Origin of the sequence: Actinoallomurus sp. NPDC052308, assembly GCF_040679195.1 — a bacterium.
In the GTDB taxonomy this organism is placed as follows: Bacteria; Actinomycetota; Actinomycetes; order Streptosporangiales; family Streptosporangiaceae; genus Actinoallomurus; species Actinoallomurus liliacearum.
Genome location: NZ_JBFAUM010000042.1, coordinates 26312 through 52511, shown reverse-complemented (window position 1 = coordinate 52511; position 26200 = coordinate 26312). Strand labels below are relative to the sequence as shown.

General features: G+C 72.1%; 22 protein-coding genes. 9 read left to right on the top strand and 13 right to left on the bottom strand.

The window, feature by feature from the left end:
- Positions 1-248 precede the first annotated feature (248 nt).
- Together AB0L00_RS43145 and AB0L00_RS43140 are read right to left on the bottom strand one after the other, a co-directional pair.
- A complete protein-coding gene (locus AB0L00_RS43145) occupies positions 249-1097 on the bottom strand; it encodes a helix-turn-helix transcriptional regulator (protein WP_364443610.1) in 849 nt (282 codons plus the stop codon).
- Between the two features lie 195 nt (positions 1098-1292).
- On the bottom strand, positions 1293-2141 hold the full coding sequence (locus tag AB0L00_RS43140; protein ID WP_364443609.1) for a siderophore-interacting protein: 849 nt from the start codon (positions 2139-2141) through the stop codon (positions 1293-1295).
- Positions 2142-2381: 240 nt separating this feature from the next.
- Between AB0L00_RS43140 and AB0L00_RS43135 the strand changes: the two genes are divergently transcribed.
- On the top strand, positions 2382-2879 hold the full coding sequence (locus AB0L00_RS43135) for a PH domain-containing protein (RefSeq protein ID WP_364443608.1): 498 nt from the start codon (positions 2382-2384) through the stop codon (positions 2877-2879).
- Positions 2876-4372: a PH domain-containing protein gene (locus AB0L00_RS43130; protein ID WP_364443607.1), complete on the top strand. Its 1497-nt coding sequence runs from the start codon at positions 2876-2878 to the stop codon at positions 4370-4372. Before AB0L00_RS43135 ends, AB0L00_RS43130 begins: the two co-directional genes overlap by 4 nt.
- A gap of 117 nt (positions 4373-4489) precedes the next feature.
- Here the strand turns inward: AB0L00_RS43130 and AB0L00_RS43125 are convergent, their stop codons facing one another.
- Positions 4490-5665, bottom strand: coding sequence for an MFS transporter (locus AB0L00_RS43125; RefSeq protein WP_364443606.1), 1176 nt, complete (start codon positions 5663-5665; stop codon positions 4490-4492).
- Positions 5666-5705: 40 nt separating this feature from the next.
- Entirely contained in the window at positions 5706-7271 is a 1566-nt protein-coding gene (locus AB0L00_RS43120; protein ID WP_364443605.1) for an amino acid permease, read from the bottom strand.
- 229 nt (positions 7272-7500) lie between these two features.
- Here AB0L00_RS43120 and ggt point away from each other — a divergent pair, with 229 nt between their 5' ends.
- The 3 genes from ggt (at position 7501) to AB0L00_RS43105 (ending at position 10792) form a co-directional block, all read left to right on the top strand.
- A complete protein-coding gene (gene ggt / locus AB0L00_RS43115; RefSeq protein ID WP_364443603.1) occupies positions 7501-9324 on the top strand; it encodes a gamma-glutamyltransferase in 1824 nt (607 codons plus the stop codon).
- 200 nt (positions 9325-9524) lie between these two features.
- Positions 9525-9848: a divalent-cation tolerance protein CutA gene (gene cutA, locus AB0L00_RS43110; protein ID WP_364443602.1), complete on the top strand. Its 324-nt coding sequence runs from the start codon at positions 9525-9527 to the stop codon at positions 9846-9848.
- Between the two features lie 104 nt (positions 9849-9952).
- A complete protein-coding gene (locus AB0L00_RS43105; protein ID WP_364443600.1) occupies positions 9953-10792 on the top strand; it encodes an oxygenase MpaB family protein in 840 nt (279 codons plus the stop codon).
- A gap of 13 nt (positions 10793-10805) precedes the next feature.
- Here the strand turns inward: AB0L00_RS43105 and AB0L00_RS43100 are convergent, their stop codons facing one another.
- The 5 genes from AB0L00_RS43100 to AB0L00_RS43080 form a co-directional block, all read right to left on the bottom strand.
- Entirely contained in the window at positions 10806-11378 is a 573-nt protein-coding gene (locus tag AB0L00_RS43100; protein WP_364443599.1) for a histidine phosphatase family protein, read from the bottom strand.
- An 83-nt stretch (positions 11379-11461) separates the two neighbouring features.
- On the bottom strand, positions 11462-12577 hold the full coding sequence (gene ald / locus AB0L00_RS43095; RefSeq protein ID WP_364443597.1) for an alanine dehydrogenase: 1116 nt from the start codon (positions 12575-12577) through the stop codon (positions 11462-11464).
- 99 nt (positions 12578-12676) lie between these two features.
- A complete protein-coding gene (locus AB0L00_RS43090; RefSeq protein ID WP_364443596.1) occupies positions 12677-14152 on the bottom strand; it encodes a potassium/proton antiporter in 1476 nt (491 codons plus the stop codon).
- Positions 14153-14227: 75 nt separating this feature from the next.
- Positions 14228-14848 carry an FMN-binding negative transcriptional regulator gene (locus AB0L00_RS43085; protein WP_364443595.1) on the bottom strand — a complete coding sequence of 207 codons (621 nt, stop codon included), beginning with the start codon at positions 14846-14848 and terminating at the stop codon, positions 14228-14230.
- Positions 14849-14884: 36 nt separating this feature from the next.
- On the bottom strand, positions 14885-16291 hold the full coding sequence (locus tag AB0L00_RS43080; RefSeq protein ID WP_364443594.1) for an NCS2 family permease: 1407 nt from the start codon (positions 16289-16291) through the stop codon (positions 14885-14887).
- A 620-nt stretch (positions 16292-16911) separates the two neighbouring features.
- Here AB0L00_RS43080 and AB0L00_RS43075 point away from each other — a divergent pair.
- From AB0L00_RS43075 to AB0L00_RS43060, 4 genes are all read left to right on the top strand, one after another.
- The gene (locus tag AB0L00_RS43075) at positions 16912-18210 is read left to right on the top strand and encodes a helix-turn-helix transcriptional regulator (protein ID WP_364443593.1); all 1299 of its coding nucleotides are present in this window, start codon (positions 16912-16914) and stop codon (positions 18208-18210) included.
- Positions 18211-18517: 307 nt separating this feature from the next.
- Complete coding sequence (locus AB0L00_RS43070) at positions 18518-20545, top strand: cytochrome c oxidase assembly protein (RefSeq protein ID WP_364443591.1); 2028 nt, start codon at positions 18518-18520, stop codon at positions 20543-20545.
- 70 nt (positions 20546-20615) lie between these two features.
- The gene (locus AB0L00_RS43065; RefSeq protein ID WP_364443590.1) at positions 20616-21578 is read left to right on the top strand and encodes a TIGR03621 family F420-dependent LLM class oxidoreductase; all 963 of its coding nucleotides are present in this window, start codon (positions 20616-20618) and stop codon (positions 21576-21578) included.
- Positions 21579-21607: 29 nt separating this feature from the next.
- Entirely contained in the window at positions 21608-22186 is a 579-nt protein-coding gene (locus AB0L00_RS43060) for a retropepsin-like aspartic protease (RefSeq protein WP_364443589.1), read from the top strand.
- 43 nt (positions 22187-22229) lie between these two features.
- On the opposite strand, the gene AB0L00_RS43055 is transcribed toward AB0L00_RS43060, so the two are convergent.
- From AB0L00_RS43055 to map, 4 genes are all read right to left on the bottom strand, one after another.
- Entirely contained in the window at positions 22230-23255 is a 1026-nt protein-coding gene (locus AB0L00_RS43055; RefSeq protein WP_364443588.1) for a trypsin-like peptidase domain-containing protein, read from the bottom strand.
- A gap of 112 nt (positions 23256-23367) precedes the next feature.
- Positions 23368-24105 carry a metal-dependent hydrolase gene (locus tag AB0L00_RS43050; protein WP_345363769.1) on the bottom strand — a complete coding sequence of 246 codons (738 nt, stop codon included), beginning with the start codon at positions 24103-24105 and terminating at the stop codon, positions 23368-23370.
- Between the two features lie 203 nt (positions 24106-24308).
- Positions 24309-25286, bottom strand: a complete 978-nt coding sequence (locus AB0L00_RS43045; RefSeq protein ID WP_364443586.1) for a DNA polymerase ligase N-terminal domain-containing protein — start codon at positions 25284-25286, stop codon at positions 24309-24311.
- A 34-nt stretch (positions 25287-25320) separates the two neighbouring features.
- A complete protein-coding gene (map, locus tag AB0L00_RS43040; protein WP_364443584.1) occupies positions 25321-26169 on the bottom strand; it encodes a type I methionyl aminopeptidase in 849 nt (282 codons plus the stop codon).
- Positions 26170-26200 lie beyond the last annotated feature (31 nt).

Sequence of the window (26200 nt, the reverse complement as noted above, 5' to 3'; positions counted from 1 at the left end):
TTGGACAAGCGTGAGGATGTGGATAATTATCTGGCGGTGATGGAGCGGTTGTGCATCGACGCCGAGCCCGCCACCCGCATCCGCGACACCCTCGGCTCTATCCTCCGCGACCTCTGACACGACGTCGCCGCCGGAAGGCGCGAGAAACGCCGCCGGAAGGCGCGGGGAACGCCGCCGGAAGGCGCGGGGAACGAACGCGAAGAGCGCGTGAAGCACGCGCGGACTCCGTCCGCCGTGCGGGATCGATCTCAGAGTTCGCGCATGATCTTGCTGATCAGGTCCATGGACTCATCCGGCGAGGCGCTCTGTACGCACAGGCGCTCCATCGCCGCCGTGTAGTGGTCCATGTCGTCGTCCTTCTCCAGGTACATCGCACCCGTGAGCTGCTCGATGTAGGCGATGTCGGGGAGTTCCGGCTCGGGGAACCGCAGGATCGTGAACGCCCCGGCCTCACCGGCGTGACCGCCGACCCGGAACGGCATGACCTGCACCGTGATGTTCTCCCGCCGGGCGGCCTCGTGCAGCGCGCGGAGCTGGGCCCGGGTCACCTCGACGCTGCCGATCGGCCGCCACAGCGCCGCCTCGTCGATCACGGCCCACAGACGCGGCGGATGCGGCTGGTAGAGGAGCCGCTGCCGGCGCATCCGCAGTTCGACCCGGCGTTCGATCTCGGCCGACGACGGATCGGACATGCCCTGACGGACGACCGCCCGCGTGTACTCCGGGGTCTGCAGCAGGCCGGGGATGAACTGCACCTCGTAGGTCCGGATGACCTGCGCCGCCTCCTCCAGGTCGACGTAGGGGCGGAACCAGGCGGGCATCGCGTTGTTGTAGGCCTGCAGCCAGCCCGGCCGGCTGGCCTCGCGTACGACGGTCAGCAGGGCGTCGCGCTCGCCGCGGTCGTCGATGCCGTACAGCTTGAGCAGCGCGACGACGTCGTCCTCGTCGAGGCCGGCCCGGCCCTGTTCGAGGCGGCCGATCCGGCTCTCCGTCGTGTTGATGGCCTCGGCCGCGTCCTTGCGGCTCACCCCGGCCGCCTCCCGCAGGCGCCGCAGCTGCGCGCCCACGATCCTGCGGCGTACGGTGGGCCTGCTCACCGAATGCACCGCTACGGCCACGGGTACCCACCTCCGATCACCATAATGCGGGCAGAGTCTGCCATCGAATGACCACTGGTGAACAGACCTGACGGCCCCCTCTGACCGAAATAGCCCTTGAAAACCTTCTTTTATGGCGGATCGGTCCAATGGAGTGGGTCGTCGGCCGGCTCCATCCGGTCTTCTCTGGGCGGCTCAGGTGGTCGCGGTGGCCTCTTCCTCCTCGATCCGGCGGTTCCACTCCGCCTTGCTCGCCCGCCAGCCCTCGTCGTCCGCACCACGGCGCCAGTAACCGGAGATGGACAGCTGGTCCATCGACAGGTCCCGCTCGATTCGCAGGTGCCGCCGCAGCCGCTTGACGAACTCCGCCTCGCCGTGCACGAACGCGTGGACCTCGCCCGGCGGGAACTCCAGGTTCCGTACGGCCTCGACGAGCGCGGCACCGACCTCGGCGGTGTCACGGTGCAGCCACACGATCCGGGCGTCGCCCGGCGAGGCGAGCGGCACCTCGTCCTCCACGCCGGCCACCTCGACGAAGACCCGGGCGGTCGCGTCCTCCGGGAGCCTCTCCAGCGAGGCGGCGATGGCCGGCAGCGCGCTCTCGTCACCCACGAGCAGGTGCCAGTCGGCCGTCTCGCTCGGCGCGTACCCTCCGCCGGGCCCCAGGAACAGGACCTCCTCGCCCGGCTTGACCCCGGCGGCCCACGGGCCGGCCAGGCCGTGGTCCCCGTGGTACACGAAGTCGATGGCCAGCTCCCGGGCATCCGCGTCCCAGGAGCGGACCGTGTACGTGCGCTGCCGCGGCCACTGGTCGCGCGGCAGGTCGCGGCGTATGGCCTCCATGTCGAACGGCTCGGGGTACTCCACGCCGGGGACCGGAAAAAGGATCTTCACGTAGTGGTCGGTGTAGGCGCCGACGGGGAATCCGGCCAGCTCATCACCGCCGATCACCACCCGGATCAGGTGCGGCGTGATCCGCTCTACGCGCTCGACGCGCCCGCGGTTCACCCGCCGGCCCCGCCGGGCGGGCCTGTCGTCAGTCATAGGGATCTCCTTGTTTAGGTAAGCCTAACTTTATGCCGCGATGGCTCTCACACCGCAATGGCGTGAGCGGGATCACGGCCGGGACGCCCACCCCGAGGCGGACCCCGGCTCCGGAACGACCGGGCCGGCGGGGACCGCTCCGAGAGCGGGCCGGTGGACGGCTCCCGTGACATCTGTCATGGGAAAGTCGGTGATAGCGCGCTCTATAGGGACGACGAGGGCTCTGCGAGGATCGACGTCGTGGAGGGAAACGAAGTGCGGCTCCGGCCGCCACGTCACCTGGTCAGCAGGAAGGCCATCGGCTACTGGACCCTGCGCGCGCTGGGCGGCTGGCTGCCCATCGCCGCAGGGCAGGTCATCTGGATGCTCGATGACCGGGGCCACGTCCCATGGCATCTCGCGGGCCTCATCCTGACCGGGGTGCTCGGCGCGGCGCACGTCATCGTCATGCCGCGGTGGCGGTTCCGCGTGCACCGCTGGGAGGTGACGCCGGAGGCCGTCTACACGCAGTCCGGCTGGTTCGACCAGGAACGGCGCATCGCCCCGATCTCCCGGATCCAGACCGTCGACAGCGAGCGCGGACCGTTCGAGCGACTGTTCGGCCTCGCCAACGTCACCGTGACGACGGCCTCGGCGGCGGGCCCGTTGAAGATCCGCGGACTCGACCTGGAGGCGGCGGAACGGCTCGTCGACCACCTCACCGAGGGCACCGCGGCCGACCGGAGCGACGCCACATGAGTGCCACCGAACCAGGTCCGGGTGCCGGTGACTGGCGGCGGCTGTCCACCCGGATGCTCCTCGTTCACCCGGTGCAGGAGCTCCTGCGGGCGTGGCCGGTCCTCGTCGGCGCCGTGGTCGTCGGCAGCACCGGAGGGCGCGGGTCCTGGTGGAGCCTGAGCGCCACGGGCCTCGTCATCCTCGGCGGGCTGCTGCGCTGGTTCACCACCTCCTACCGCGTCACCGCCGAACAGCTCCAGGTCCGCAAGGGCCTCCTGCGGCGGCAGGTCCTGACCGTCCCTCGCGGCCGGATCCGTACGGTCGACGTCACGGCCCACGCCCTGCACCGCTCGCTCGGCCTGGCCAAGGTGGAGGTGGGCACCGGCCGTACCGACCGCAAGAACGACGGCGTGAAGCTGGACGCGATGACGGCCACCGAGGCCGCCCGGCTGCGGGAGGAGCTCCTGCACCGCGCGGCGGCCCCCGCCGCGCGGCCGGCCGAGCGGCCCCGTGAGACGCTCCTGGCCCGGATGCGCCCGGACTGGGTGCGGTACGGCCCGTTCACGCTGACGGGGTTCGTCACGGTCGGCGTCGTGGCCGGCGTCGTCTGGCGTTCGCTCAACGAGGCGCACGTCGACCCCCGGCGCATCGAGGTGCTGAGCGCGCTGCTGGACCGGTTCGGGCGGACCTCGCCGGCGGTGGACGTCCTGGTCGTCGTGGTCGCGCTTCTCGTGGTCGTGACGGTGGCCTCCACCCTCGGGTACGTCCTGTCCTTCCACGGCTTCCGGCTCACCCGTAACGAGGCCGGCACGCTCCATGTCACCCGCGGCCTCATCACGACCCGCGCGATCACCATCGAGGAGCGGAGGCTGCGCGGAGTCGAGTTCAGCGAGCCGCTGCTGCTGCGGGCCGTCGGCGGGGCCCGGTGCATCGCCATCACCACCGGGCTGCGGGTCGGGCGCGGCGCCGAACGCGGCGGGTCACTGCTGCTGCCGCCCGCGCCGCGCGCCGAGGCACTCCGGGTGGCCGCCGCGGTCCTGCGGGACGACGTCCCCTTCACCCGCACGCTGACCGGGCACGGGCCGCGCGCGGCCCGCCGCCGGTTCTCCCGCGCCGTCGGCGCCGCACTCCTCCTCGTGGCCGCAGTCCTCGCCCTGTGGGCCCTCGGGGCGGTGCCCGCGTGGACGTGGCAGGTCGCGCTCGTCCTCGTGCCGCTCGCCGCCCTGCTGGCGACCGACCGCGCGCACGCCCTCGGGCACACCGTCGTCGACGGCACCCTCGTCAGCCGTCGCGGCTCGCTCGTACGACGCCGGAGCGCGCTGTCCTGCGAGGGGATCATCGGCTGGAACCTGCGACGCTCCTTCTTCCAACGGCGGAGCGGCCTGGCCACCCTGGTCGCGACGACCGCCGCCGGACGTCAGCGGGTGGAGGTCCAGGACGTACCCCTGCCGCAGGCCCTGCGGATCGCCGAGGAGGCCCTGCCGGGCCTGCTGGCGCCCTTCCTGGAGCGCTGAGCGCGGTTCCGGCCCGGCGCGCGGCGAGGTCTGCTCGGCCGCCGGGCGCCGAGCGCTGAGCGCCGCTCCGGCCCGGTGCCTGGCGTGCCCGTTCGGCTCAGCGGGCGGGGCGGCGGCTCAGGATTCGGTCGCGGCCGGGCGTTCGCGGAGGGCTCCGGCGGGCAGGGCGATGAGGGCGGTCATGACCGCGACCAGCGCGAGCGCGGTGGTGAGCGAGGTCGCCTGCGCCACGAACCCGATGACGGGTGGGGCGATCATCCATCCGCCGTACCCGACGGTGCCGACGGCGGCCACCGCCGTGCCCGGGTCCCGGCCGGGGGTACGGCCCGCGGCGCTGAAGGTCAGGGGGACGACCGTCGCCATGCCGAGTCCGAGCAGGACGAACGCGACGACGACCACCGGCGTGACCGGTACGAGCAGCCCCACGGCCAGGCCGACGGCGCCGATCAGGGCCGCCGTGCGCACCACGAGGGGCGCGCCGAGCCGTTCCACGACACGGTCCCCGACGAGACGGGCGGCGGCCATGGACAGGGAGAACCCGGCGTAGCCCCACGCGGCGACGCCGGGCGTCGCGTGCGCGGTCGTGCGGAGGTACACCGCGCTCCAGTCGGCCGCGGCCGCCTCCCCGAACAGGCTGCCGAAGGTGATGACGCCGAGGAGGAGCAGGGCGCGGTCCGGCCGGGCGAACACCTTTCCGGCGGCCGTCGGCGGCGCGGGCGTGAGGCGGGTGCCGCACAGGGTGCCGACCACGGCGATGATCACCCCGACGGTCAGCAGGTGCGCCGGTGCCGCGACGCCGGCATGGGCGACGAGTCCGGCGCTCGCCGAGCCGATCAGACCGCCGACGCTCCACAGGCCGTGCAGCCCCGACATGATCGACCGGCCGTAGCGCTCCTGGACCGTGACGCCCTGGGCGTTCATCGCCACGTCGAGGACGCCGCTGACGGCACCGAAGAGGACCAGCGAAACGAAGATCACCGGCAGGACCGGCGCGAAGGCCGGGAGCGGCAGGGCGACTCCGACGGCGATCACCAGTACGCGGGTCAGCGTGCGGCTGTCGACCCGCGCGCTCAGCCACGCGGCGACCGGCATGGCCGTGAGCCCGCCGATCGCCGCGCCCATCAGCGCCAGCCCCAGGTCGGCGGAGGTGAGGTGCCGTGCCTCCTTCACCCAGGGGATGCGGGCGGCCCAGCTTCCCGCCGCGATGCCGTGCAGGGCGAAGACGGTGGCGACGGCGAGGCGGGCCAGGCGGTCCCGGCGGGTCGGACCGGTCGAGACGGAGGTCGAAGTCACCCGACCATGATCACCCACGCGCGCGGCTCGGCGATCCCCGTCAACGGCGATGCCGGCCCTGCGCGCGGGCCGCGTGGCCCTCGAGGGTGTGCCGCAGGCGGCTGTTGGTCCGCCCGTACAGCAGGTAGACGATCAGCCCGAACGCCATCCAGATCCCGAAGTACTCCCACGTGCGCAGGTGCAGGTTGAGCATGAGCCAGCCGGTGGCGCCGATCGCCAGGATCGGCGTCACGGGCACGCCGGGCACGCGGAACCCGCGCGGCAGGTCCGGGCGGCTGCGGCGGAGCACCGGCACGCCCGCCGACACGAAGAGGAAGGCGAACAGCGTCCCAATGACGATCATCTGCTGGAGCGTGAGGACGCTGACCTTCCCGAACGTCCAGACGTCGACCTGGGACAGCGCGATGGCCGTGCCCCCGACCAGGAGCGCGGCGCGGGTCGGCACCTTGTACCGGCCGCTGATCGCGGCGAGCGGCGCGGGCAGCAGGCCGTCCCGCGCCATCGCGAAGATCACGCGGGTCTGGGCGACCATGACGACGAGGATGACGGTGGCCAGGCCGATCACGGCGCCCACGTCGATGACCAGGCCCATCCCGCTCGACCCGACGGCGGTGAACGCACTGGCCAGCGGCGTCGCCGGGTCCAGCCTGCCGTACGGGACCATGCCCACCATGGCGACCGCGACGCCGATGTAGAGGGCGATCGCGATGAGCAGGCTGACGATCATCCCGGCCGGCACCCGGCGCGGTGCGTCCTGGGTCTCCTCGGCGGCCGTGGCGATGAGGTCGAAGCCGATGTAGGCGAAGGCGATCGCCGACGTGGCGGCGAAGATGCCGAACAGGCCGAACGCGTGCGGCGCGCCGCCCGTGATCAGGTCCAGGACGGTCCGGTCGCCGCCGGTGGGCACGGGCCGGGCGGGCGGCACGAACGGCTTGAGGTTGGCGGGGTGGAAGAAGAGGAGGCCGCCGGCGATCACCAGCCCGATCGCGATGACCTTCGCCAGCACCATGAACCACAGCGTGTAGAGGCTGAGCCGCGCGCCGATGGCCACCACCACTGCCAGCAGGGCGAGGATGAGCAGGGAGAACAGGTCGAAGCCCGTCTCGTGCCCGACGACGCCCGCGATCGCCCTGGGCACGTGGATGGCGGAGACGCCGGAGATGGTGCCGACGTCGGTGATGAGCTGCGTCGCGTACAGGGACCAGGCCCGGCCGACGACCGCGGCGGCGAGTTGCAGTTCGAGCAGGAGCGCCCAGCCGATCACCCAGGCCCAGATCTCGCCGAAGGCGACGTAGGTGAACGAGTAGGCGCTGCCCGCGACCGGCATCGTGGACGACAGCTCCGCGTAGGAGAGCGCGGACAGCAGACAGGCGAGGCCCGCGATGACGAAGGAGACGATCACGGCGGGACCGGCCGTCGTCGCGGCCTGCTGGCCGGCGATCTTGAAGATGCCGGCGCCCACCATCACGCCGAGGCCCAGAACGATCAGGTCGCGTGTCTTGTAGATGAGGGCCAGCCGATGGCGGCCCCCGTAGTGCGGGCTGACGGTCTCCTCGATCGGCAGCCGGCGGAGCAGGTTGTTGCGGAACGGCGCCTGGACGCTCAACTCCTGTTGTCCCCCAAAGGTTCTCGGCCGGTCGAGCCCCCCACCGCCTACGTGTCCTAGGGACACCAAGGATGTCCAAGTTCCTGATGGATAACAAGGTCACAACCGCTTAATAGGTTTTCGGAAGGTACGCGACACTTCGACCGTGTTCGGCCGATGTTCTGGAAAGCAGGAGCGGTCGGGTGGCATGGTGGGGGCCAGCGTTCACCCTGGGTCAGGAGAGATCTCCATGCGCCGCAGAACCGCCGTCCTCGGGCTCGCCGCCCTCGCCCTGGCGACCCTCACCGCGCCCGCCCAGGCACGGAGCCTGCCCGGCCGGTCCCCGGGCCTCGCTCCGCCACAGGGCAAACAGGCGGTCGCGGTCGGATACGGCGGCGCCGTCTCCAGCGTCGACCTGGACGCGACCCGGGCCGGCATCGAGGTGCTCCGGAACGGCGGCAACGCGGTCGACGCGGCGGTCGCCGCGGCCGCCACCCTCGGCGTGACCGAGCCGTACGTCGCCGCGATCGGCGGTGGCGGCTTCTTCACGTACTACGACGCGCGGACCCACAAAGTCTCCACCATCGACGGCCGCGAGACCGGCCCGGCGCGGATGACCAAGGACATCTTCATCGACCCGAAGACCGGCAAGCCGCTGTCGTTCGACGAGGCCGTGACCAGCGGGCTGTCGATCGGCGTGCCCGGCACGCTCGCGACGTGGGACAAGGCCTTGCGCAGCTTCGGCACCCGCCGCCTCGGCACGCTTCTCCAGCCGGCGATCAGGGTGGCCGACCACGGCTTCACGGTGGACCAGGAGTTCTACGACCAGACCGCGGTCAACGCCGAACGGTTCAAGGACATCGTGCCGACGCGCGAGCTGTTCCTGCCGGGCGGGCAGCCGCCGGCCGTCGGGTCGACCTTCCGCAACCCCGACCTGGCCGACACCTACCGCCAGATCGCCCGGCGCGGCCCCGACTGGTTCTACGGCGGCGGGCTCGGCGCCGAGATCGCCCAGACGGTGCGCAAACCCCCCGTCGACCCGAAGGCCACCCGGAACATCCGGCCCGGCGTGATGCAGACCTCGGACCTCGCCGCCTACCGCGCCGTGGGCCGCGCCCCGACGCACGTCGACTACCGCGGGCTGGACGTCTACGGCATGGCCCCGCCCTCCTCGGGCGGCTCCACCGTGGGCGAGGCGCTGAACATCATGAAGAACTTCCACTTCAGCGACCCCGTCCAGGCCGTGCACACCTACCTCGAGGCGTCCCGGCTCGCCTACGCCGACCGCAACGCCTACGTCGGCGACCCGGCGTACGTCGACGTGCCGCTGAAGACGCTCCTGTCGGACGGGTTCGCGAGTTCGCGGGCGTGCCTCATCAAACCGGACGAGGCGGCCAAGAGCCCGGTGGCCCCGGGCGACCTGAAGGCGCACGGCTGCGCGACCCCGCAGGGCCAGGGCCAGGACCTGCCGTACGAGGGGCCGCAGACGACGCACCTGGTGACCGCGGACCGCTGGGGCAACGTCGTGTCGTACACGCTGACGATCGAGCAGTTCGGCGGCAGCGGGATCACCGTGCCGCACCGCGGCTTCCTGCTCAACAACGAGATGACGGACTTCGACTTCACGTCCTCGACGCCGGCGGGCTACCCCGACCCGAACCTGCCCGCGGCGGGCAAGCGCCCGCGCAGCAGCATGGCGCCCACGATCGTGCTGCGGAACGGACGGCCGTACCTCGCCGTCGGCTCGCCGGGCGGCTCCACCATCATCACCACGGTCCTGCAGATCCTGCTGAACCGCGTGGACCTCGGCATGACGCTGCCCCAGGCGGTGGCGGCGCCGCGCGCCACCCAGCGCAACACGCCGCAGACCTTCGCCGAGCAGGCGTTCATCGACCAGTACGGCGCCGCGCTCAAGGCGAAGGGCCATGACCTGGCACTGTTCCCCGGACCGCCGGCGGGCGTGATCGGCGCGGCGACCGGGGTGGAGTTCCTCGGCGGCGGCAGGCTCCAGGCCGTCGCCGAACCGGTCCGCCGGCACGGTGGCAGCGCGATGGTGGTTCTGCCCAGCCGGTAACGCGGGGTTCGTCCCCGCCGCGGCCGCGGCTCCTCCGCCGGCCGCGGCGGAGCGCCGTCCCGGGCCGCCCGCGGGCTCCGGCCACGCGGGCCGCCTATGGGCGACCCGGGCCGCCACGCCATCGTTCCGGAATGATTACGCGATCACTAGGCGAGGTCGGCGCAGGTCAGGGCTACCATCGAGCGGGGAAGGGAGCGCCGATGGCCGAGGCGTACGTCCAGGTGACGACGAGCACCGACTCACGCCATGAGGCGGCCGAGATCGCCCGGTCCGCGGTCACCGAGCGCCTCGCCGCGGCCGCCCAGCTCGTCGGCCCGATCGCCAGCACCTACTGGTGGGAGGGAGAGATCGAGACGGCCGAGGAGTGGATGGTCGTCTTCAAGACCACCGCCGAGCGCTTCGAGGCCCTGGCCGGCCGGATCGCCGAGCGGCACTCCTACGACACCCCGGAGATCATCGCCACCCCCGTCGTCGCGGGGAGCGTCGACTACCTCGCCTGGGTCCGCGAGCAGACCACCCTGTGACGCCGTATCAGCGTGTCATCTGCTCGTATGCGGGCAATAATCACTTACTTGCGTCGTGGCGTGTCCTCCTGCGCGCCCGAGACGATCTCTCAAGGCGGTGACGGATGAGCGAGGATTACGGGCTGTTCGGCCCCGGATCCGTGACCTGGAAGGTGATGGGGGAGCCCGTCCTGTTGGTGGGCGGCCTCCGCGCGCTCATCCTGCAGGCGCTGCACCCGCCGTCCATGTGGGGCACCGCGCAGAACTCCGAGCTCATGGACCCGCGGGCGGCCTGGGACCGGCTCGCCCGCACGGTCGAGTTCGTGCGTGTCCGGACGTACGGCACCCTGGACGAGGTCGAGCGGGTCGGCCGCCGGGTCCGCCGGATCCACTCCCGGCTGACCGGCTTCCACCCCCACACCGGCGAGATCTTCCGGATCGACGAGCCCGAGAACCTCCTGTGGGTGCACATGGGCGAGGTCGACTCCTACCTCGACGTCGCATGGCGCTCCGGCGTGCCGCTCACCCCCGAGGAGGCCGACGCGTTCGTCGACGAACAGCGCCGGGCGGGCGCGGTCGTCGGGCTGGACCCGGCCGACATCCCCGCCTCGGTGGCCGAGATGCGGGACTACTACGCGCGGATCCGCCCGGAGCTCTTCGCCTGCCGGGAGGCCAAGCAGGGCCTGCGGCGCCTGTACAACCCGGCGATCCCGCGCCGGATGCTGCCGCTGAAGCTCGCCGCGCCGAGCATCGCGACGCTCGTCGTGGCGACCCTGCCCCGCTGGGCGCGCCGGATGTACGGCCTGCCGGCCACGCCGCTGGAGGACCTGTGGGCCACGACGACGCTGAAGGCGCTGTACCGCGGCACCCGGATCGTCCCCGAGCAGTGGCGTTACTCGCCCGACGCCCGCCGCGCCCGCCGCCTGACCCGCGAGACGGCGTCGGACCTCGCCGCCGTGTCCTGACCGTGGCCCGAACCTAGCGGGCGGGGACGTTCCAGGAGCCGATGACGGGGCGGTCGTGCTCGGTGCCGAGGGCGGAGACGGTCCCGGTGTCGAGCCGGAACAGCCGGCCGTCGGTGGGCGGCAGGCCCAGCCACCGCGCGGTGAGCACGCGGAGCACGTGCCCGTGCGCGACGAGCGCCACGTTCCCCTCGGCGAGGTACGGCCGGACGCGTTCGATGACGGCGTCGGTGCGCGCGCCGACCTGCTCGGCGGTCTCGCCCTCCGGCACGCCGTCGCTCCAGAGGTACCAGCCGGGCCGGTCACGGCGGATGTCCGGGGTCGTGCGCCCCTCGTACGCGCCGTAGTCCCACTCCCAGAGGCGGTCGTCGACGTCGCCCTCGGTCAGCCCGGCCAGCTCGGCCGTGCGGCGGGCGCGCTGAGCGGGGCTGGTCAGGGTGCGCGTGACGTCGCGGGCGGCGATGATCGGGGCCAGCGCCTTGGCCTGCTCCTCGCCGCGCGAGGTCAGGGGAACATCGGTACGGCCGGTGTGCCTGCCCGTGCGGCTCCATTCGGTCTCACCATGGCGCAGCAGTATCAATTCCCCCATGAGGGCACAATACGGGAGACCTGCACGGCGCTCCCCACCGCCCCGGGGACGGGAGGAGCGCCGAGTGGAGCCCGCGATCGCGGTCAGGCGAGGACGTCGTCCAGCGCGGTGGCCTCGAGGCCGTGCGCCTCGGCGACGGGCTCGCTGACCAGGGCGCCGTCGTAGGTGCTGAGGCCGAGCGCCAGCGCGCGGTCGTCGCGCAGCGCCGCGCGCCAGCCCTTGTCGGCGAGCGCGACGGCGTACGGCAGCGTGACGTTCGTCAGCGCGTACGTCGAGGTGTTCGGCACCGAGCCGGGCATGTTGGCGACGCAGTAGAAGACCGAGCCGTGCACCTGGTAGGTCGGGTCGGCGTGCGTCGTCGGGTGGGAGTCCTCGAAGCAGCCGCCCTGGTCGATGGCGATGTCCACGAGCACCGAGCCCGCCTTCATCCGGGACACCAGCTCGTTGGAGATCAGCGTGGGCGCCTTGGCGCCGGGGATCAGCACGGCGCCGATGACCAGGTCGGCGTCGAGCGCCTCCCGCTCGATGGCGTACGCGCTGGACACCAGCGTCTTCAGCCGGCCCTGGTAGATGGCGTCGATGTAGCGGAGCCGGTCGACGTTGACGTCCATCACCGTGACGTCCGCGCCCATCCCGACCGCGATCTGCGCGGCGTTCAGGCCGGAGACGCCGCCGCCGACCACGACCACCTTGGCCGGGGCGACGCCGGGCACGCCGCCCGGAAGGACGCCGCGACCGCCGTTGAAACGCATCAGGTTGTAGGCGCCGACCTGCGGAGCGAGCCGCCCGGCGACCTCCGACATCGGGGCCAGCAGCGGCAGGGACCGGTTCGGCAACTGCACGGTCTCGTACGCGATGGAGGTGACGCCGTTCTCGAGCAGCGCGTCCGTGCACGGGCGCGAGGCCGCCAGATGCAGGTAGGTGAAGAGCGTCTGGCCCTTCCGCATCCGGGGGTACTCCTCGGCGATCGGCTCCTTGACCTTCAGGATCAGCTCGCCGGCCGCCCACACGTCGTCGGCGGACTCCAAGATCTTGGCCCCGGCGCCGATGTAGTCCTCGTCGGGGATGGACGAGCCCGCGCCGGCCCCACGCTCGATCAGGACGTCGTGGCCGTGCCGGACCAGCTCATGCACGCCCGCGGGCGTGATCGCCACACGGTATTCATGGTTCTTGATCTCGCGGGGTACGCCGACCTTCACGTTTCCTCCTAGTGGTGCTTACACCCCAAGAGTGGCCGCGGAACGCCCGCAGCGGCGGCGGCAACATGTATCCGCCTCGCCGCGCTTGCTGACATGCTGTCAGCGGGTCGGGGGCTCCTCCCGCCGGCGGGTGAACACCGCGTCCAGGTCCGGGCCCTCAGTGGCCAGCACCAGCACCTCGTCCCCCGCCCGCAACAGCGTGTCCCCGCGCACCGGGACCAGGCGCCCGTCGCGGATGACGAAGCTGATCCAGACGTCCTCGCCGCACGGCAGGTCGTCCACGCTCATGCCGTCGGCGGCCGAACCCTCCCGTACCTGGTACCGGTGCAGCCCCTCGGGCTCCTCCTGGAACCGCACGCCCAGGCTCCACGGTTCGGGCTCGACGACGCGCAGCGGGATGCGCAGGCGGCGGGCGAACTCCGGCACGAGGCTGCCCTGCACGACCACCGAGAACGCCACGACGACGAAGATGATCTCGTAGGCGCGCCGGGCCCCGGGCAGCCCCGCCTGCAGGATGAACAGGCCGAGCAGGATCGGGACCGCGCCCTTCAGCCCCGTCCACAGCACGAAGATCCGCTCGGCGCGCCGCAGGCGCACCGGCCACAGCAGCAGCCCGACGAACAGCGGGCGGATGACGAAGGCCAGCGCCGCGGCGAGGACCAGCCCGATCCACCACGCGCCGCCGTCGCCCAGGCCGCGCAGGCTGATCGTGAGGCCGAGCATGGTGAAGGCGACGATCTCGGCGAGGCTCGCCAGCGAGGAGTGGAACCGCTCGATCTCCCGCTTGTACGGCGCGCGTTCGTCGCCGAGCACGATGCCGGCCACAAGGACGGCCAGGAAGCCCGAGCCGTGGGCGATCGTCGCCAGCCCGTAGACCGCCAGCGCCCCGAAGAGCACCCGCAGCGCGTACAGGCCCTCGTTGGGCAGCGGGACGCGCCGCATGAAGCCCAGCAGGATCATCCCGCCGGCGACGCCGATGGCGGCGCCGACGACCATCTGCTCGACGAACGTGACGGTGACATCCCCGATCGCCGACGCGCCGCCGCCGGTGGCGCCCAGGACCGCGACCAGGAGGGCGATGCCGACCGGATCGTTCGCCCCGGACTCACCCTCCAGGAGGGTGCCGGTGCGTCCGGCGATCTCCCGGCGGCCCAGCACGGAGAACACCACGGCCGGGTCGGTGGGGGAGAGGGCCGTGCCGAGCAGCAGCGCCAGCCGCCAGTCGATGCCGAGGCCGTAGTGGGCGAGCAGGGCGACCGCCGCCCCGGTGACGAGGGTCCCGGCGACGCCGATCCAGATCGTGGCGCCGGCCGCGGCCCGGAACCTGCGCCGGCCGATGTGCATCCCGCCGTCGAACAGGATCACCGCGAGCGCCACCGTGACGATCTTCTCGATCGTCGGGATCGAGACCGTGCCGAGGCGGGGCCACAGGTCCGAGGCGATCGCCGCGCACACCAGGAAGATGGCCGGCGCCGGGATCCGCGTGCGCTCGCTGAACCGGTTGGACAGGACCGCGACCGTGCCGATGAGTGCGATCAGCAGGATCGCGAGCCCGAACTTCTCGGTGTCCGACAAGGCACTGCCCTTCTACGGGGACGACGAAGACAGAGCCGACCAGACTTCCCGGCACACCTTGGGTTCTAACGGTATCTATACGCGGCGCAACACGTGACCACGAGCGGCGACGTCCGCACGCCCGCCGCGCTCCTCGAGGCGGGCGGCGATCGCGTAGCGGTGCTCGACCTCCTTGTTGCCGCCGTACTTGAACTTCGCGCGGACGTCGGTGACGGTGAGCTCGACGCCGCGGATGCCGGGCAGCAGCCGGCGGTCCGGGTCCTCCTCGGCGGACACCGGAAGCCGCCCGGAGCCGGGCTCGAAGTGGCCGAGCTGGCGGTTCAGCAGTTCGGCCTTCTCCGCCGGATCGTCGACGATCCGGACGTCGCAGGCGAGCTGCACGGTCGCGTAGTAGGACGTCGGCACGCCGCGGCCGTCGGGAGTGGCGGCGCCGGCGTTCCACTCCGACCGCACGTAGGTGTAGTCGTCGACGACCGTGAGGAGCGCCCGGGGGTTCTCGTCCAGGGCCGCCCAGACCGGGTTGGGCCGGGCCAGGTGGAGCCAGGCGGTCCGTACGCCGTCGAAGGTGAAGTGGGTGGGCACGACGATCGGCACGTCGCGCCCGCGCCCGGCGGCGATCAGCTGACCGAAGTCGTGGTCACCGAGCCAGGTACGCCACTCCTCCTCGTCGGCCGCGTCCCAGGGATGGATGAGCATGGCTCCACCTCTTCTCGTCCGAGCTGCCGGATTTCGTCAGGAGATGCCGAAGATCCGTTCGATGACGGTGATGCCGAAGTAGGCGACGAAGACCACCGAGATCAGCCACAGCAGCCAGCCGGCCCAGCGGCCGCGGGCGGTCTGGATCACGGTGTAGGCGATGACGCCCGCGCCGACGCCGTTGGTGATGGAGTACGTGAAGGGCATGGTCACGATGGCGAGGAACGCCGGGATCGCGATGTCCAGGTCGGACCAGGCGATCTTGGCGACCTGGGTCATCATCAGCGCGCCGACGATCACCAGGGCGGGCGCGGCCGCCTGCGCCGGCACGACGGCCGCGATCGGGGTGAGGAACAGCGTCGCGGCGAAGAGGATGCCGGTGACGATGTTGGCCAGGCCGGTCCGGGCGCCCTCCCCGATCCCCGCCGCCGACTCGACGAACACGGTGCCGGCGGAGGAGCTGGTGAGCCCGCCGGTGATCGCCGACAGGCCGTCCACGGCGAGGATGCGGCCCAGGCGGGGGACCCGGCCCTCCTCGTCGAGCAGCCCGGCCTCCTCGGTGAGGCCGAGGATCGTGCCCATCGCGTCGAAGAAGCCGCTCAGCACGAGGGTGAACAGCACGACGAGGGCGGTCAGCACGCCCGCCCGGCCGAAGCCGCCGAACAGGTCGACCTTGCCGAACAGTCCGAAGTCCGGCGTCGAGACGAGCTTGGAGGGCAGCTTCGGCACGACCGTGCCCCACGCCTCGGCCGCGATCTTGGTGTTGCCGTTGATGACGACGGCGAGCACCGTGGCCACGGCGATGCTCAGCAGGATCGCGCCGGGGACGCGGCGGACGTACAGCACGATCATCAGCAGCAGGCCGATGACGAACACGAGCACCGGCCAGCCCGTGAGGTGGCCCCCGGTCCCGAGGTTCAGCGGAGTGCCCTCGCCCTTGCTGACGAAGCCGGAGTCGACCATGCCGATCAGCGCGATGAAGGCGCCGATGCCGGCGGCGATGGCGTGCTTGATGGCCAGCGGGATGGCGTTCATGATGCGTTCGCGCAGCCCGGTCAGGGCCAGGATGACGATGATGACGCCCTCGAGCACCACCAGGCCCATGGCCTGCGGCCAGGTCATGTGCGGCGCGGCCTGGTAGGCGACGACCGCGTTGATCCCCAGCCCGGACGCGAGGGCCAGCGGCACGTTGCCGACCAGGCCCATGATGAGCGTGGAGATCGTCGCCGACAGCGCGGTCATCGTCGTGAGCTGCGGGATCGACAGCTTCGCGTGGGTGACGTCGGTCGCCCCGCCGAGGATGATGGGGTTCAGCAGGATGATGTAGGCCATAGCCACGAACGTCGTGACGCCGCCGCGGACCTCGCGTGCGACCGTCGTCCGGCGCGCGGTCAGGTCGAAGAATCGGTCCAGGGGACCTCCGGCCTCCAGCCGCGTCGTCATTCGGGGGCTCCGTTTCGCAGGACTGGGCGTACGGCCTCCGACGAATCGATCGGGCGAGGGGATCGTCAGGGTCTCGGGCCGCAAGGGGGACGTCGGAAGACTAGCCGCCCATGCGGCGTTCCGGACCACCCGGTACGGACGTTACACATCCGTCGTATCCAGGTAACACGTCCGTTGTCGGGATCGGGCGGGGCGGCGTGCGGCCTCGCGGACGCCACCGCCCCGGCCCGGCGTCGGCGGTGAAGGGTGTGGTTCGGGGATACGTGGGTAATGGGGGAATCCCGCTTCGGCTTTGCGGAGATCGGCCGCGAAGCGCGCGTCCGCACGTCGTGATCCCGCGGTGGGCGACGGCACGGGTTTTCGAAGTCCTCAAAAAGGTCTTCAGTAAGAAGACGGCGAAAACTATCCTTTCTGGTACAAGTATTGTCAGCGACGGGGGACGGTCGGCCGGGGGCGGCCGGTTCGCCGCTGATGAGAGGCGTGATCGTTGAACTGTCCTGGTTCACGGGGGAACCGCACCCAGGTCGAAGGCCGTGCCGTACGGGCCTTCGTGAGCCGCGACCCGGAGTCGACCACTCCTCCTGATTCTCTGTTGATTGTTTCGGTAAAAGTGGGTCAATGTGGACAGTCACCAATCGCTCGGACAACGGATCCGCTGGGCACGGATGCGTAAGGGCCTTTCGCAGGCGCAACTGGCTCTCCCTGAGCTGTCCGACAGCTACGTCTCCCTGATCGAGAGCGGAAAGCGCACCCCCACCCCGGAGGTCGTACGGCTCCTGGCCCGCAAGCTCGGCTGCTCGGCGTCCTACCTCTCCAGTGGCATCGACGAGGCCACCCAGGACCGGCTGCAGACGGCGCTCGACCAGGCCGAGACCGCGCTGCGGGGCGGCCGGGCGACCGATGCGCGGGACCGCTTCGCGGAGCTGCTCGCCGACCCGGCGCTCAGCAGCCTGCCCGAGCCGGCGCGCCGGGCGCGCTGGGGACACGCTCTCGCCCTCGAGGCGGCCGGCGCGATCGAGGAGGCCCTCCGCGAGTTCGCCGCCCTCGGGGCGGCCCTGTCGCCGGAGTACGACACCGATGAGTGGATCCGCGTGAACGTCGCGGCCGCCCGCTGCCATTGGGACAACGGCGACCTGACGGAGAGCGCGGCCGTGGCCGAGCGCGCGTTCGCGCGGGTCACCGCGAAACAGGGGCCGTGGAGCGACGAGACGGTCAAGCTCGGCGCCACCCTCGTCGGCGTCTACCTCGAACGGGGCGACCTGGTCAGCGCGCGGCAGCTCACCGACCGGCTGGTCGAGCGCGCCGAGGCGACGGGCAGTCCGGTCGCCCGGATGGCCGCCTACTGGGAGGCCGCCCTGGTGGCCCAGCACACGGCGGACTTCGAAGGGGCCGTGACGTACGGGGAGCGGGCGCTCGCCCTCCTGGGCGAGGTCGCCGACCTGCGCGACGCCAGCCGGCTGCGGGGGGAGTACGCGACCCTCATGCTGCTGGCCCGGCCGCAGGACGCGGCGCGCGCCCGTGACGAGCTCGAACGCGCCCTCCACGAGCGGACCGCGACCGGGGCGGCCGACGCCGACATCGCCTGGTGCCTGACCCAGCTCTCCCGCGCGGAGCTGGCGATGGGCGAGCCGCGGCGGGCCGCCGAACGGGCGAACGAGGCGCTCGAGATCCTCGGCAGCGAGGCCCGGCCGGCCACCGCCGGCGCCCTGATCGCGCTCGCCGAGGCCACGTTGCGGCTCAGCCGGCGGGAGGAGGCCACGGCGACGGTGGACCGGGCGATGGCGTGCCTCGGGGAGATCGGCCCGTCTCGTGAGGCGGCGCAGGGCTGGTTCCGGCTCGCCGAGCTGCTGTCGGACGCCGGGTCCCCGCAGCAGCGGGCCGACGCGTACCGGCAGGCGCTGGCCTGCGCGGGCCTGTGACGGCGGTCGGGCGCGCCCTCCGAACGCCGATCCGTCCCGCCGTGCCCTGAACGCCGATCCGCCTCACCGCGCGCCCTGACGGTGAATAAGCTGAGGAGGTCCGGGGAGCGCTCCCGGCGAGCGGGCGGACGGCCGAGGAGGCCGCAGGCCGCGCCCGCCGAGCGGTGAGCGCCCCCGGGAGACCCACCGACCCGGAGAGACGACCGCCTCGCCATGATGATCCTTTCGTTCGCGCACCGCCCCGGTGCCGCCGACGCCCACGCCGGCGCGCCGCGCGCAGCCGTCCTCCTCCGGCGGTCGGTCTCCCGTGCGTAGGCACCGGCCGTACGCCGCGGCGGCACTCGTCGGCCTCACCAGCCTCGCCGCCCTCCTGATCGCGTTGGTCGCCGGCGGCGCGGTCCGCGAGAAGGTGATCAGTGGGCTCGCGGACGCCGGCGCGCTGACCCGGTGGGGCCTGCCGGTCGCCCGGCTGGCCATGGATCTCGGGGGCGCGCTGACCGTCGGCACCCTGCTGTGCGCCGTCGCCCTGCTGCCCTCGGCCAAGGGCGTCATGGACCCCCAGGCCGTGCGGTACGTGCGGGCGACGTCCTGGATCGCCGCGGTCTGGGCGGCCGGCGCGGCCGCCACGCTGATCTTCACCGTCTCCGACATCCTGGGCGAGCCGGTCGGCACGGTCGCCGGCGGCAACGAGCTGTCCAGCTACGTCGGGCAGCTCCCGCAGGGCACCGCGCTGATGATCGTCGTCCTCCTGGCCGCGATGATCGCCCTGCTGACCCGGACCGCGGCCACGCTCGGCAGCGCGGCGGGCCTGCTCGTCGTCGCCCTCGCCGCCCTGCTGCCGCCGCCGCTCACCGGCCACTCGGCGACCTCGCCCAACCACGAGCTGGCGATCAGCGGGCTGGCCATGCACGTCGTCGCGCTCGCGCCCTGGGTCGGCGGCCTGCTGGTCCTCACCTGGCACGCCGTCCACGACGGCGACCATCTCGGGGTGGCCGCCCACCGGTTCAGCCGGATGGCGCTGTGGTGCTTCGTCGCCGTCGGCGTCAGCGGTGTCGCGAACGCCATCTCCCGGCTGCCCACCCCCGCCCAGCTGTTCACCAGCGACTACGGCCGGCTGGTCCTCGCCAAGGTGGTGCTGTTCGTCCTCCTCGGGGCCGCCGGATGGTTCCACCGCGAACGCACGCTGCCCGCCGTCATGGCGCACAACCCCAAGGGGTACACGCGGCCGCCGGTCGGCCGTCCGCCGTGGCCGCTGGTGCGGCTCCTCGCCGCCGAGGCCTTCCTGATGGCCGCCACGATGGGCGTCGCCGTCGCGCTCGCCCGGACCGCTCCGCCCGCGCCGTCCGCCGAAGAGTCGCCGATCCGCAGCCTGCTCGGCTTCGACATGCCGCCGCCGGTCACCATCGGCCGGCTGGCGACCATGTGGCGGCCGGACCTGTTCTTCGGCGTCCTCGTCATCGTGCTGGGCGGCCTGTACCTCGCCGGCGTCTCCCGGCTGCGCCGGCGCGGCGACCGGTGGCCCGTGAGCCGGACCGTCTCCTGGTTCGTCGGCCTGGTCACCGTGGTCGCGGTGACGATGACCGGCGCCGCGACCTACGCGCCGGTGCTGTTCAGCGTGCACATGGTGCAGCACATGACGCTGTCCATGCTCACTCCGATCTTCCTCGTGCTCGGCGCCCCGGTGACGCTGGCGCTGCGCGCGCTGAAGCCGGCCGCCATCCGGGGCGACCGCGGCCCGCGCGAGTGGCTGGCGGCGATGCTGAAGAGCCGGGCGGCCAAGTTCATCGGCCATCCGGCCGTCGCCACGGTCATCTTCATGGGCAGCACGTACGCGCTGTACTTCACCCCGCTGTTCGGCTACCTCATGCGCGCCCACGTCGGCCACCTGGCGATGCTCGTGCACTTCATGGCGGCCGGCACCCTGTTCTTCTGGGTCCTGATCGGGGTCGACCCGACGCCGCGCCGGCTGCCGTACATCGCCCGGATCCTCCTGCTGTTCGTCACCATGCCGTTCCACGCCTTCTTCGGCATCGCGCTGATGGAGCTCGGGCAGCCGATCGCCGCGGGCTGGTACAACTCGCTGCACCGGTCGTGGGGGCCGTCGATCCTCGTCGACCAGCAGACCGGCGGGGGGATCGCGTGGGCGTTCGGGGAGATCCCGACGTTCATCGTCCTGCTCGCCATCGTGTTCCAGTGGTTCATCGCGGATCAGCGCGTAGCGCGCCGCGAGGAGCGCCGCGCGGACCGGGCGGCGGCGCGCAAGGAGAACGACGAACTGGCCGACTACAACGCCTACCTGGCGTCCCTGGACAAGCGGGCGCACAGCCAGGAGTGACGGGTTCGGCGGTTCCGCCGAGCGCGGAGACCCCTATGCCCCACGCCGTCGTGGGGGAAGGCTGACCGTCATGGGTGACTTCCGGTTCTCCTTCGTCCTTCTCGGCACGTCGTCGCACGCGGAGCTCGTCGAGCGCTGCCAGGAGGCCGAGCGCCTCGGCTACGACACCGTCTTCGCCGCCGACCATCTCGGGGTGCCCGCGCCCTTCCCGACGCTCGTCGCGGCGGCCGCGGCGACCCGGCGGCTCCGGGTCGGCACCCTCGTGCTGAACGCCCCCTTCTGGAACCCGGCGCTGCTCGCCCGGGAGGTGGCCACCACCGACCTCCTCACCGACGGCCGGCTGGAGGTCGGGCTCGGCGCGGGGTACGTCAAGTGGGAGTTCGACGAGGCCGGCATCGCGTGGGAGCCGTTCGGCGCCCGAGCCGACCGTCTCGAGGCGACCGTCGACGAGCTGACCCGGCTGTTCGCCGCGGGCGGCTACGAGCGGCAGGCCGCGCTGCGCGAGTCCTACGGGTTTCCGGTGCTCGCGCCGGTGCAGCGGCGGGGCTTCGCCGGATCCGGGCCGCCGCTGCTGATCGGCGGCATGGGCGATCGGACCCTGCGGATCGCGGCCGAACGCGCCGACATCGTCGGGATCTCCGGGACGCTGCAGGTCAAGGGACAGCCGCTGGGCACCTTGCGCCTCGCCACGGCGGCCCAGGCGGACGAGCGCGTGCGGTACGCCCGCGAGTGCGCCGGCGCGCGGGCCGACCGGATCGAGTGGCAGACCCTGGTGCAGGCGGTGCGGCGGACCGGCGACCGCCGGGCCGTGGCCGAGGAGCTCAGCGCCCGGTACGGCGGGGCGATGAGCGCCGAGGAGGTTCTCGACACGCCGTTCCTCCTGATCGGCACCGTCGAGGAGATGGCCGAGCGGATCCTGCGCGACCGCGAGCGGTACGGCTTCACCTACTACACGGTGCACGCGCCGTTCATCGAGGAGTTCGCCCCCGTCATCGAGCGCGTACGGGCGCTCGCGCGCGGTCGGCACGGTTAGCCGGCCCGGCGGCGGGAACGTCCGTTCCTGTGTCCCGCACGATGATCACCGGGCTGCTGCTGGCCGCCGCGCTGCCGATGGCCGCCGGCTGCGCCGAGACACACGCCCGGCCGACCGCCGATCTGAGCGTCGGGACGCCGGTCGCCTCCGCTCGGGTGCGGACGTCACCGGTCGGATCGGCGCCCGGCTCGCTGGGCGTGCCCCTTCCGTCGGACACCGACCAGAGCTTCTCCCTGCCCATGCGGGTCGTCCGCAACGGCGGCGGCACCCTCGTCTTCGTCCCGATCCGGGTCAACGGCATGGGGCCGTACGAGTTCGTCCTGGACACCGGGTCGTCGAACTCCTCCGTCGACCGCAGCCTCGTCCGGCGGCTGGCGCTGCCGCGCACCGGGCAGGAGCACCGTGTCCAGGGCGTCACGGGCAGCGGGATGGTCCCGATCGTCAAGGTGCGGAGCTGGACGCTCGGCGGTGTTCCGCTCCGGGCGACGTCGCTGGCGGTGGTCGACCTGAACATGGGTGTGGCCGGGCTGCTCGGCTCGGACGAACTCCGCCACTTCAGCAGCGTCACCCTCGACTTCAGCCGCGACCGCATCGACTTCCGGAAATAGGCGGTGGCCGTTACGGCCGGCCGGGCGGCGACTCGGGGTTCGGCTAACCGGGCAACTGGCCGAGCGCGATATTGACGATGGTCTTGCTGCCGTCGGGGTGCTGGACCACGATCGGGACGGTCTGTCCGGGTTTGAGGCCGGCGAGGACGTCGGACAGGTCGGAGGTGCTCGGCGTCTTGGTGCGGTTGACCGACACGATGATGTCGTTGGGCCGGATCCCGGCCCTGTCGGCGGGACCGTCCCTCGTCACCGACACCACCCCGACGCCGACGACGTTGCCCGACAGGTCGGCGACGTCCCGGACCGTGATGCCGAGCGCGGCCCGGCCGGAGTTGGTCACCCGGCCCGACCTGATCAGCTGGTCGGCGATCAACTTCACCGTGTTGCTCGGGATCGCGAACCCGATTCCCGCGGCCGCGCCGCCGATCTGCGGGTCGGAGGCGGCCAGCGCCGGGATGCCGATGACCTCGTTCTCCAGGGTCACGAGCGCGCCGCCGCTGTTGCCCGGGTTGATCGGCGCGCTGGTCTGTACGGCGCCCGAGATGGTCGCGCCGGGGAACGCGCCCTCGCGCGGAGAGGAGACCGTGCGGCCCACCGCGGAGATGATGCCGCTGGTCACGCTGCCCGACAGGCCGAGCGGGTTGCCCATCGCCAGCACGATCTCGCCCACCGACAGGCGGCTGGAGTCGCCGAACCGCGCAGGGCGCAGCGAGGACGCGTCGTTCACCCGGACGACGGCCAGGTCGTCCGGGGAGTACTGGCCGATGAGCGTCGCGGGGAGCGCCTTCTTGCCGGTCGCGGTGGTCACCCGCAACCGGTTGGCGCCGGCGACGACGTGCGAGTTGGTGACGATGTCGCCCTTGTTGTCGTAGATGACCCCGGACCCGAGCCCGGTGTCGGTGTCGATCTGCACGACGGAGGGCAGCACCGCCTTGACGACCCGCTCGTAGTCCTGCTCGAGCCGCAGCCCGCCCACCTGGCCCGGCGGCGCGGGCGCCGTCGCGGCCGTGTTCGTGTTCTTCGCGTCGCCGCCCCCGCACCCGGCGATCAGGACGAGCGCAGTGATCATGGTGACGCCACATCGCGTCATGTGTCCCACATCACTGCTCTTCCCAGCAGGTCGGCCGGGTAAAGCGCCACGGACTGCCGGGTACGGGCAAGTACCGCCGGGCCGGCGTCGATCAGCCGCCGTGGTACTCGAGCCAGTGCGCGGCGAAGGACCCGGCCGACGAGCGGACACCGAGGACCACGATGCCGAGCGTGAGCAGCGGCGTGACCACCCACTTCTCCACGGCACCGTTGGTGTGCCCCACCAGCGGGATCGCGAGCCGCCAGGGGATGGGCCAGAAGACGGGGCAGCCCTGCGGCGTGATGCTGTCGGTGACGACGTGCGCGAGACAACCGAGCCCGACCGCGAACCCGGCCCACCCCAGCGTGAACCCGTGCCCGCCGATGCCCGGCCCGGCGAAGTGCATCCCGGCCATCAGGAAGGTCAGGCCGCCGGCGATCGCGGCGTTGAGCAGCGCGTCGAAGTGCTCGCGCTCCGGGACGCGGATCCCGATGCCGCGCAGGCCCAGGCCGATGATCAGGAACAGCATCACCCACCACGCCTGGACGACGTGTTCCGACAGCCAGTCGGCGCCGAGGGCCATGGCGACGCAGAACAGCAGCGAGTGGGTGGCATGCCGGTGCCCGCCGGACACCGCCGAGATGGCGCGGCACAGGGCGCGGGTGACCGGCCCGAACGTGTTGGCGATCGTGCCGTCGTGGTGGTCGAGGTCGGGCAGCAGCGCCGCCCCGGCGCAGACGACCGCTCCGGCCGCGATCTGACCGGGGGTCATCCGCATCCCGTAGTCGGTCAGGAAGGGGACGGTCCCGAGCCAGGCCGCGGCCCCCGCCAGCGCATGCGTATGGCCCATCATGTGAAGATCACCCGCTCTGTTGCCACGCGCGGACTGTAACCCGCTTCGAGGAGTACGGACGCGCGACGCGCCGGGGCGGTTCCCGTGATCGACGCGACACCGCCGTGGCCCGCGGGCCCGCGTTCCGTACCCGGGGGTCGACGTGGGAGCCGGCGTCTCGACGCGCGGCGGTGCGCGCCCGCGCGAGGAGGTCCGCGGCTTCAGGAATCCCGAACCGGGATGAGACGCCAGTCGGCCTTCTTCTGGTCGTACGGCGCGTCGAGACGCTTGGCGACGACGCCCGGCAGGCCCTGCTCGCGAGCCGCGGACCGTACCGCCGCGCCGTCGTCGAAGCAGGGCGCGGTCTGCCACCGGGGCCCGGCGAGGCCCAGCCCCTCGAGCAGTTCCCGTCGCCGCCGGTACGGCTCGTCGACGAGCGGGCGGCCGTCGAGGTACAGCAGGTCGAAGATCAGGTAGGTCTCGCGCCCCTCGAGGTCGGTGACCTCTCCGTCCAGGACGACCCGGTGGGCCGAGAGCGACTCCCCGAGGCCGGACGGGGCCTTGGCGGCCCTTCCGCCGCCGTCGAGGGCGCGCGTCGTACCGCGGTCGGAGAACACGATCGACCGGCGTCCGCCCCACGCGAACTCAAAGCCGTACGCGCCCGCGCGCCGGGGGAGGCGTTCCCGCCGCTCCGGCCGTACCGGGTCGATCCGCTCGGGCATCGGCACCGCGTCCGGGGCGACCGGCGGATCCATGCGATGGATCATCCAGTTCTCACCGCCGGTCGGAAACAGCACGTATCGGCCCGAGACGCGGTTCCCGCGCAGGACCACCTTGACCTCGCGGTCGGTCCACTTCTCCGTCTCGTACGTGCCGCGGTCCCAGATGGTCACCTGGCCACCGCCGTACTCGCCCTTCGGGATCTCCCCGGCGAAGGACGCGTACTCCAGCGGATGGTCCTCGGTGTGCACGGCGAGATGGTTGGTCCGCGGATCGTCCGGCAGGCCCTTCGGCAGCGCCCAGGAGACGAGCACGCCGTCGCGTTCGAGCCGGAAGTCCCAGTGCAGCCGCCGCGCGTGGTGCTCCTGGACCACGAACGTGTCGTCGTCGCCCCGGGGGAGCGGCCCCTCGTCCGGAACCGGCTCCGGCGTACGGCCCGCGTCGCGTTTCTGGCGGTAAGTCCCGAGTCTGTCGGCCACGGCGCGGTACGTACCCGCGAGGAACCGGCCTATCTCACGGGAGCGTGAGGATCTCCGTGCCGGTGTCGGTGACGAGGATCGTGTGCTCGAACTGCGCGGTGCGCTTGCGGTCCTTGGTGACGACCGTCCAGCGGTCCGGCCAGATCTCGTAGTCGATCGTGCCCAGCGTCAGCATCGGCTCGATGGTGAACGTCATGCCCGACTCGATGATCGTCGTCGCGTGCGGGTCGTCGTAGTGCGGCACGATCAGCCCGGAGTGGAACGTCGTGCCGATGCCGTGCCCGGTGAAGTCGCGCACCACGCCGTAGCCGAACCTCTTGGCGTAGGACTCGATGACCCGGCCGATGACGTTGAGCTGCCGGCCCGGGCGGACCGCCTTGATGCCGCGCATCATCGCCTCGTGGGTGCGCTCCACCAGCAGGCGGGACTCCTCGTCCACCTCGCCCACCAGGAATGTCGCGTCGGTGTCGCCGTGCACGCCGTCCTTGAACGCGGTGATGTCGATGTTGATGATGTCGCCCTCGCGGACGACCGTGTCGTCGGGGATGCCGTGGCAGATCACCTCGTTCAGCGAGGTGCACAGCGACTTGGGGAACCCGCGGTAGCCCAGCGTCGAGGGGTACGCGCCGTGGTCGAGCATGAACTCGTGCCCGATCCGGTCGAGCTCGTCCGTCGTCACGCCCGGCTGGATGCGCTTGCCGACCTCCTCGAGCGCCTGCGCGGCGATCCGGCCCGCCACCCGCATCCTCTCGATGATCTCGGGCGTCTTGACGTCCGGCTCTCCGGTCCGCGGCACCTTCTTGCCGACGTACTCCGGCCGGGGGATGTCCGACGGCACCTTGCGCATCGGGGAGACGTGACCGGGGCGGAGTTGCGTCGTCATGCTGTTGGAGTGTAGTCAGCATGCCGGGGCA

Bases quoted from the DNA above. Each gene is read 5' to 3' on its own strand.
- AB0L00_RS43140 (WP_364443609.1), bottom strand. From the start codon at position 2,141: ATGACTGACGACAGGCCCGCCCGGCGGGGCCGGCGGGTGAACCGCGGG.
- AB0L00_RS43130 (WP_364443607.1), top strand. From the start codon at position 2,876: ATGAGTGCCACCGAACCAGGTCCGGGTGCCGGTGACTGGCGGCGGCTG.
- ggt (WP_364443603.1), top strand. From the start codon at position 7,501: ATGCGCCGCAGAACCGCCGTCCTCGGGCTCGCCGCCCTCGCCCTGGCG.
- cutA (WP_364443602.1), top strand. From the start codon at position 9,525: ATGGCCGAGGCGTACGTCCAGGTGACGACGAGCACCGACTCACGCCAT.
- AB0L00_RS43105 (WP_364443600.1), top strand. From the start codon at position 9,953: ATGAGCGAGGATTACGGGCTGTTCGGCCCCGGATCCGTGACCTGGAAG.
- AB0L00_RS43100 (WP_364443599.1), bottom strand. From the start codon at position 11,378: ATGGGGGAATTGATACTGCTGCGCCATGGTGAGACCGAATGGAGCCGC.
- AB0L00_RS43085 (WP_364443595.1), bottom strand. From the start codon at position 14,848: ATGCTCATCCATCCCTGGGACGCGGCCGACGAGGAGGAGTGGCGTACC.
- AB0L00_RS43080 (WP_364443594.1), bottom strand. From the start codon at position 16,291: ATGACGACGCGGCTGGAGGCCGGAGGTCCCCTGGACCGATTCTTCGAC.
- AB0L00_RS43065 (WP_364443590.1), top strand. From the start codon at position 20,616: ATGGGTGACTTCCGGTTCTCCTTCGTCCTTCTCGGCACGTCGTCGCAC.
- AB0L00_RS43055 (WP_364443588.1), bottom strand. From the start codon at position 23,255: ATGATCACTGCGCTCGTCCTGATCGCCGGGTGCGGGGGCGGCGACGCG.
- AB0L00_RS43050 (WP_345363769.1), bottom strand. From the start codon at position 24,105: ATGGGCCATACGCATGCGCTGGCGGGGGCCGCGGCCTGGCTCGGGACC.
- map (WP_364443584.1), bottom strand. From the start codon at position 26,169: ATGACGACGCAACTCCGCCCCGGTCACGTCTCCCCGATGCGCAAGGTG.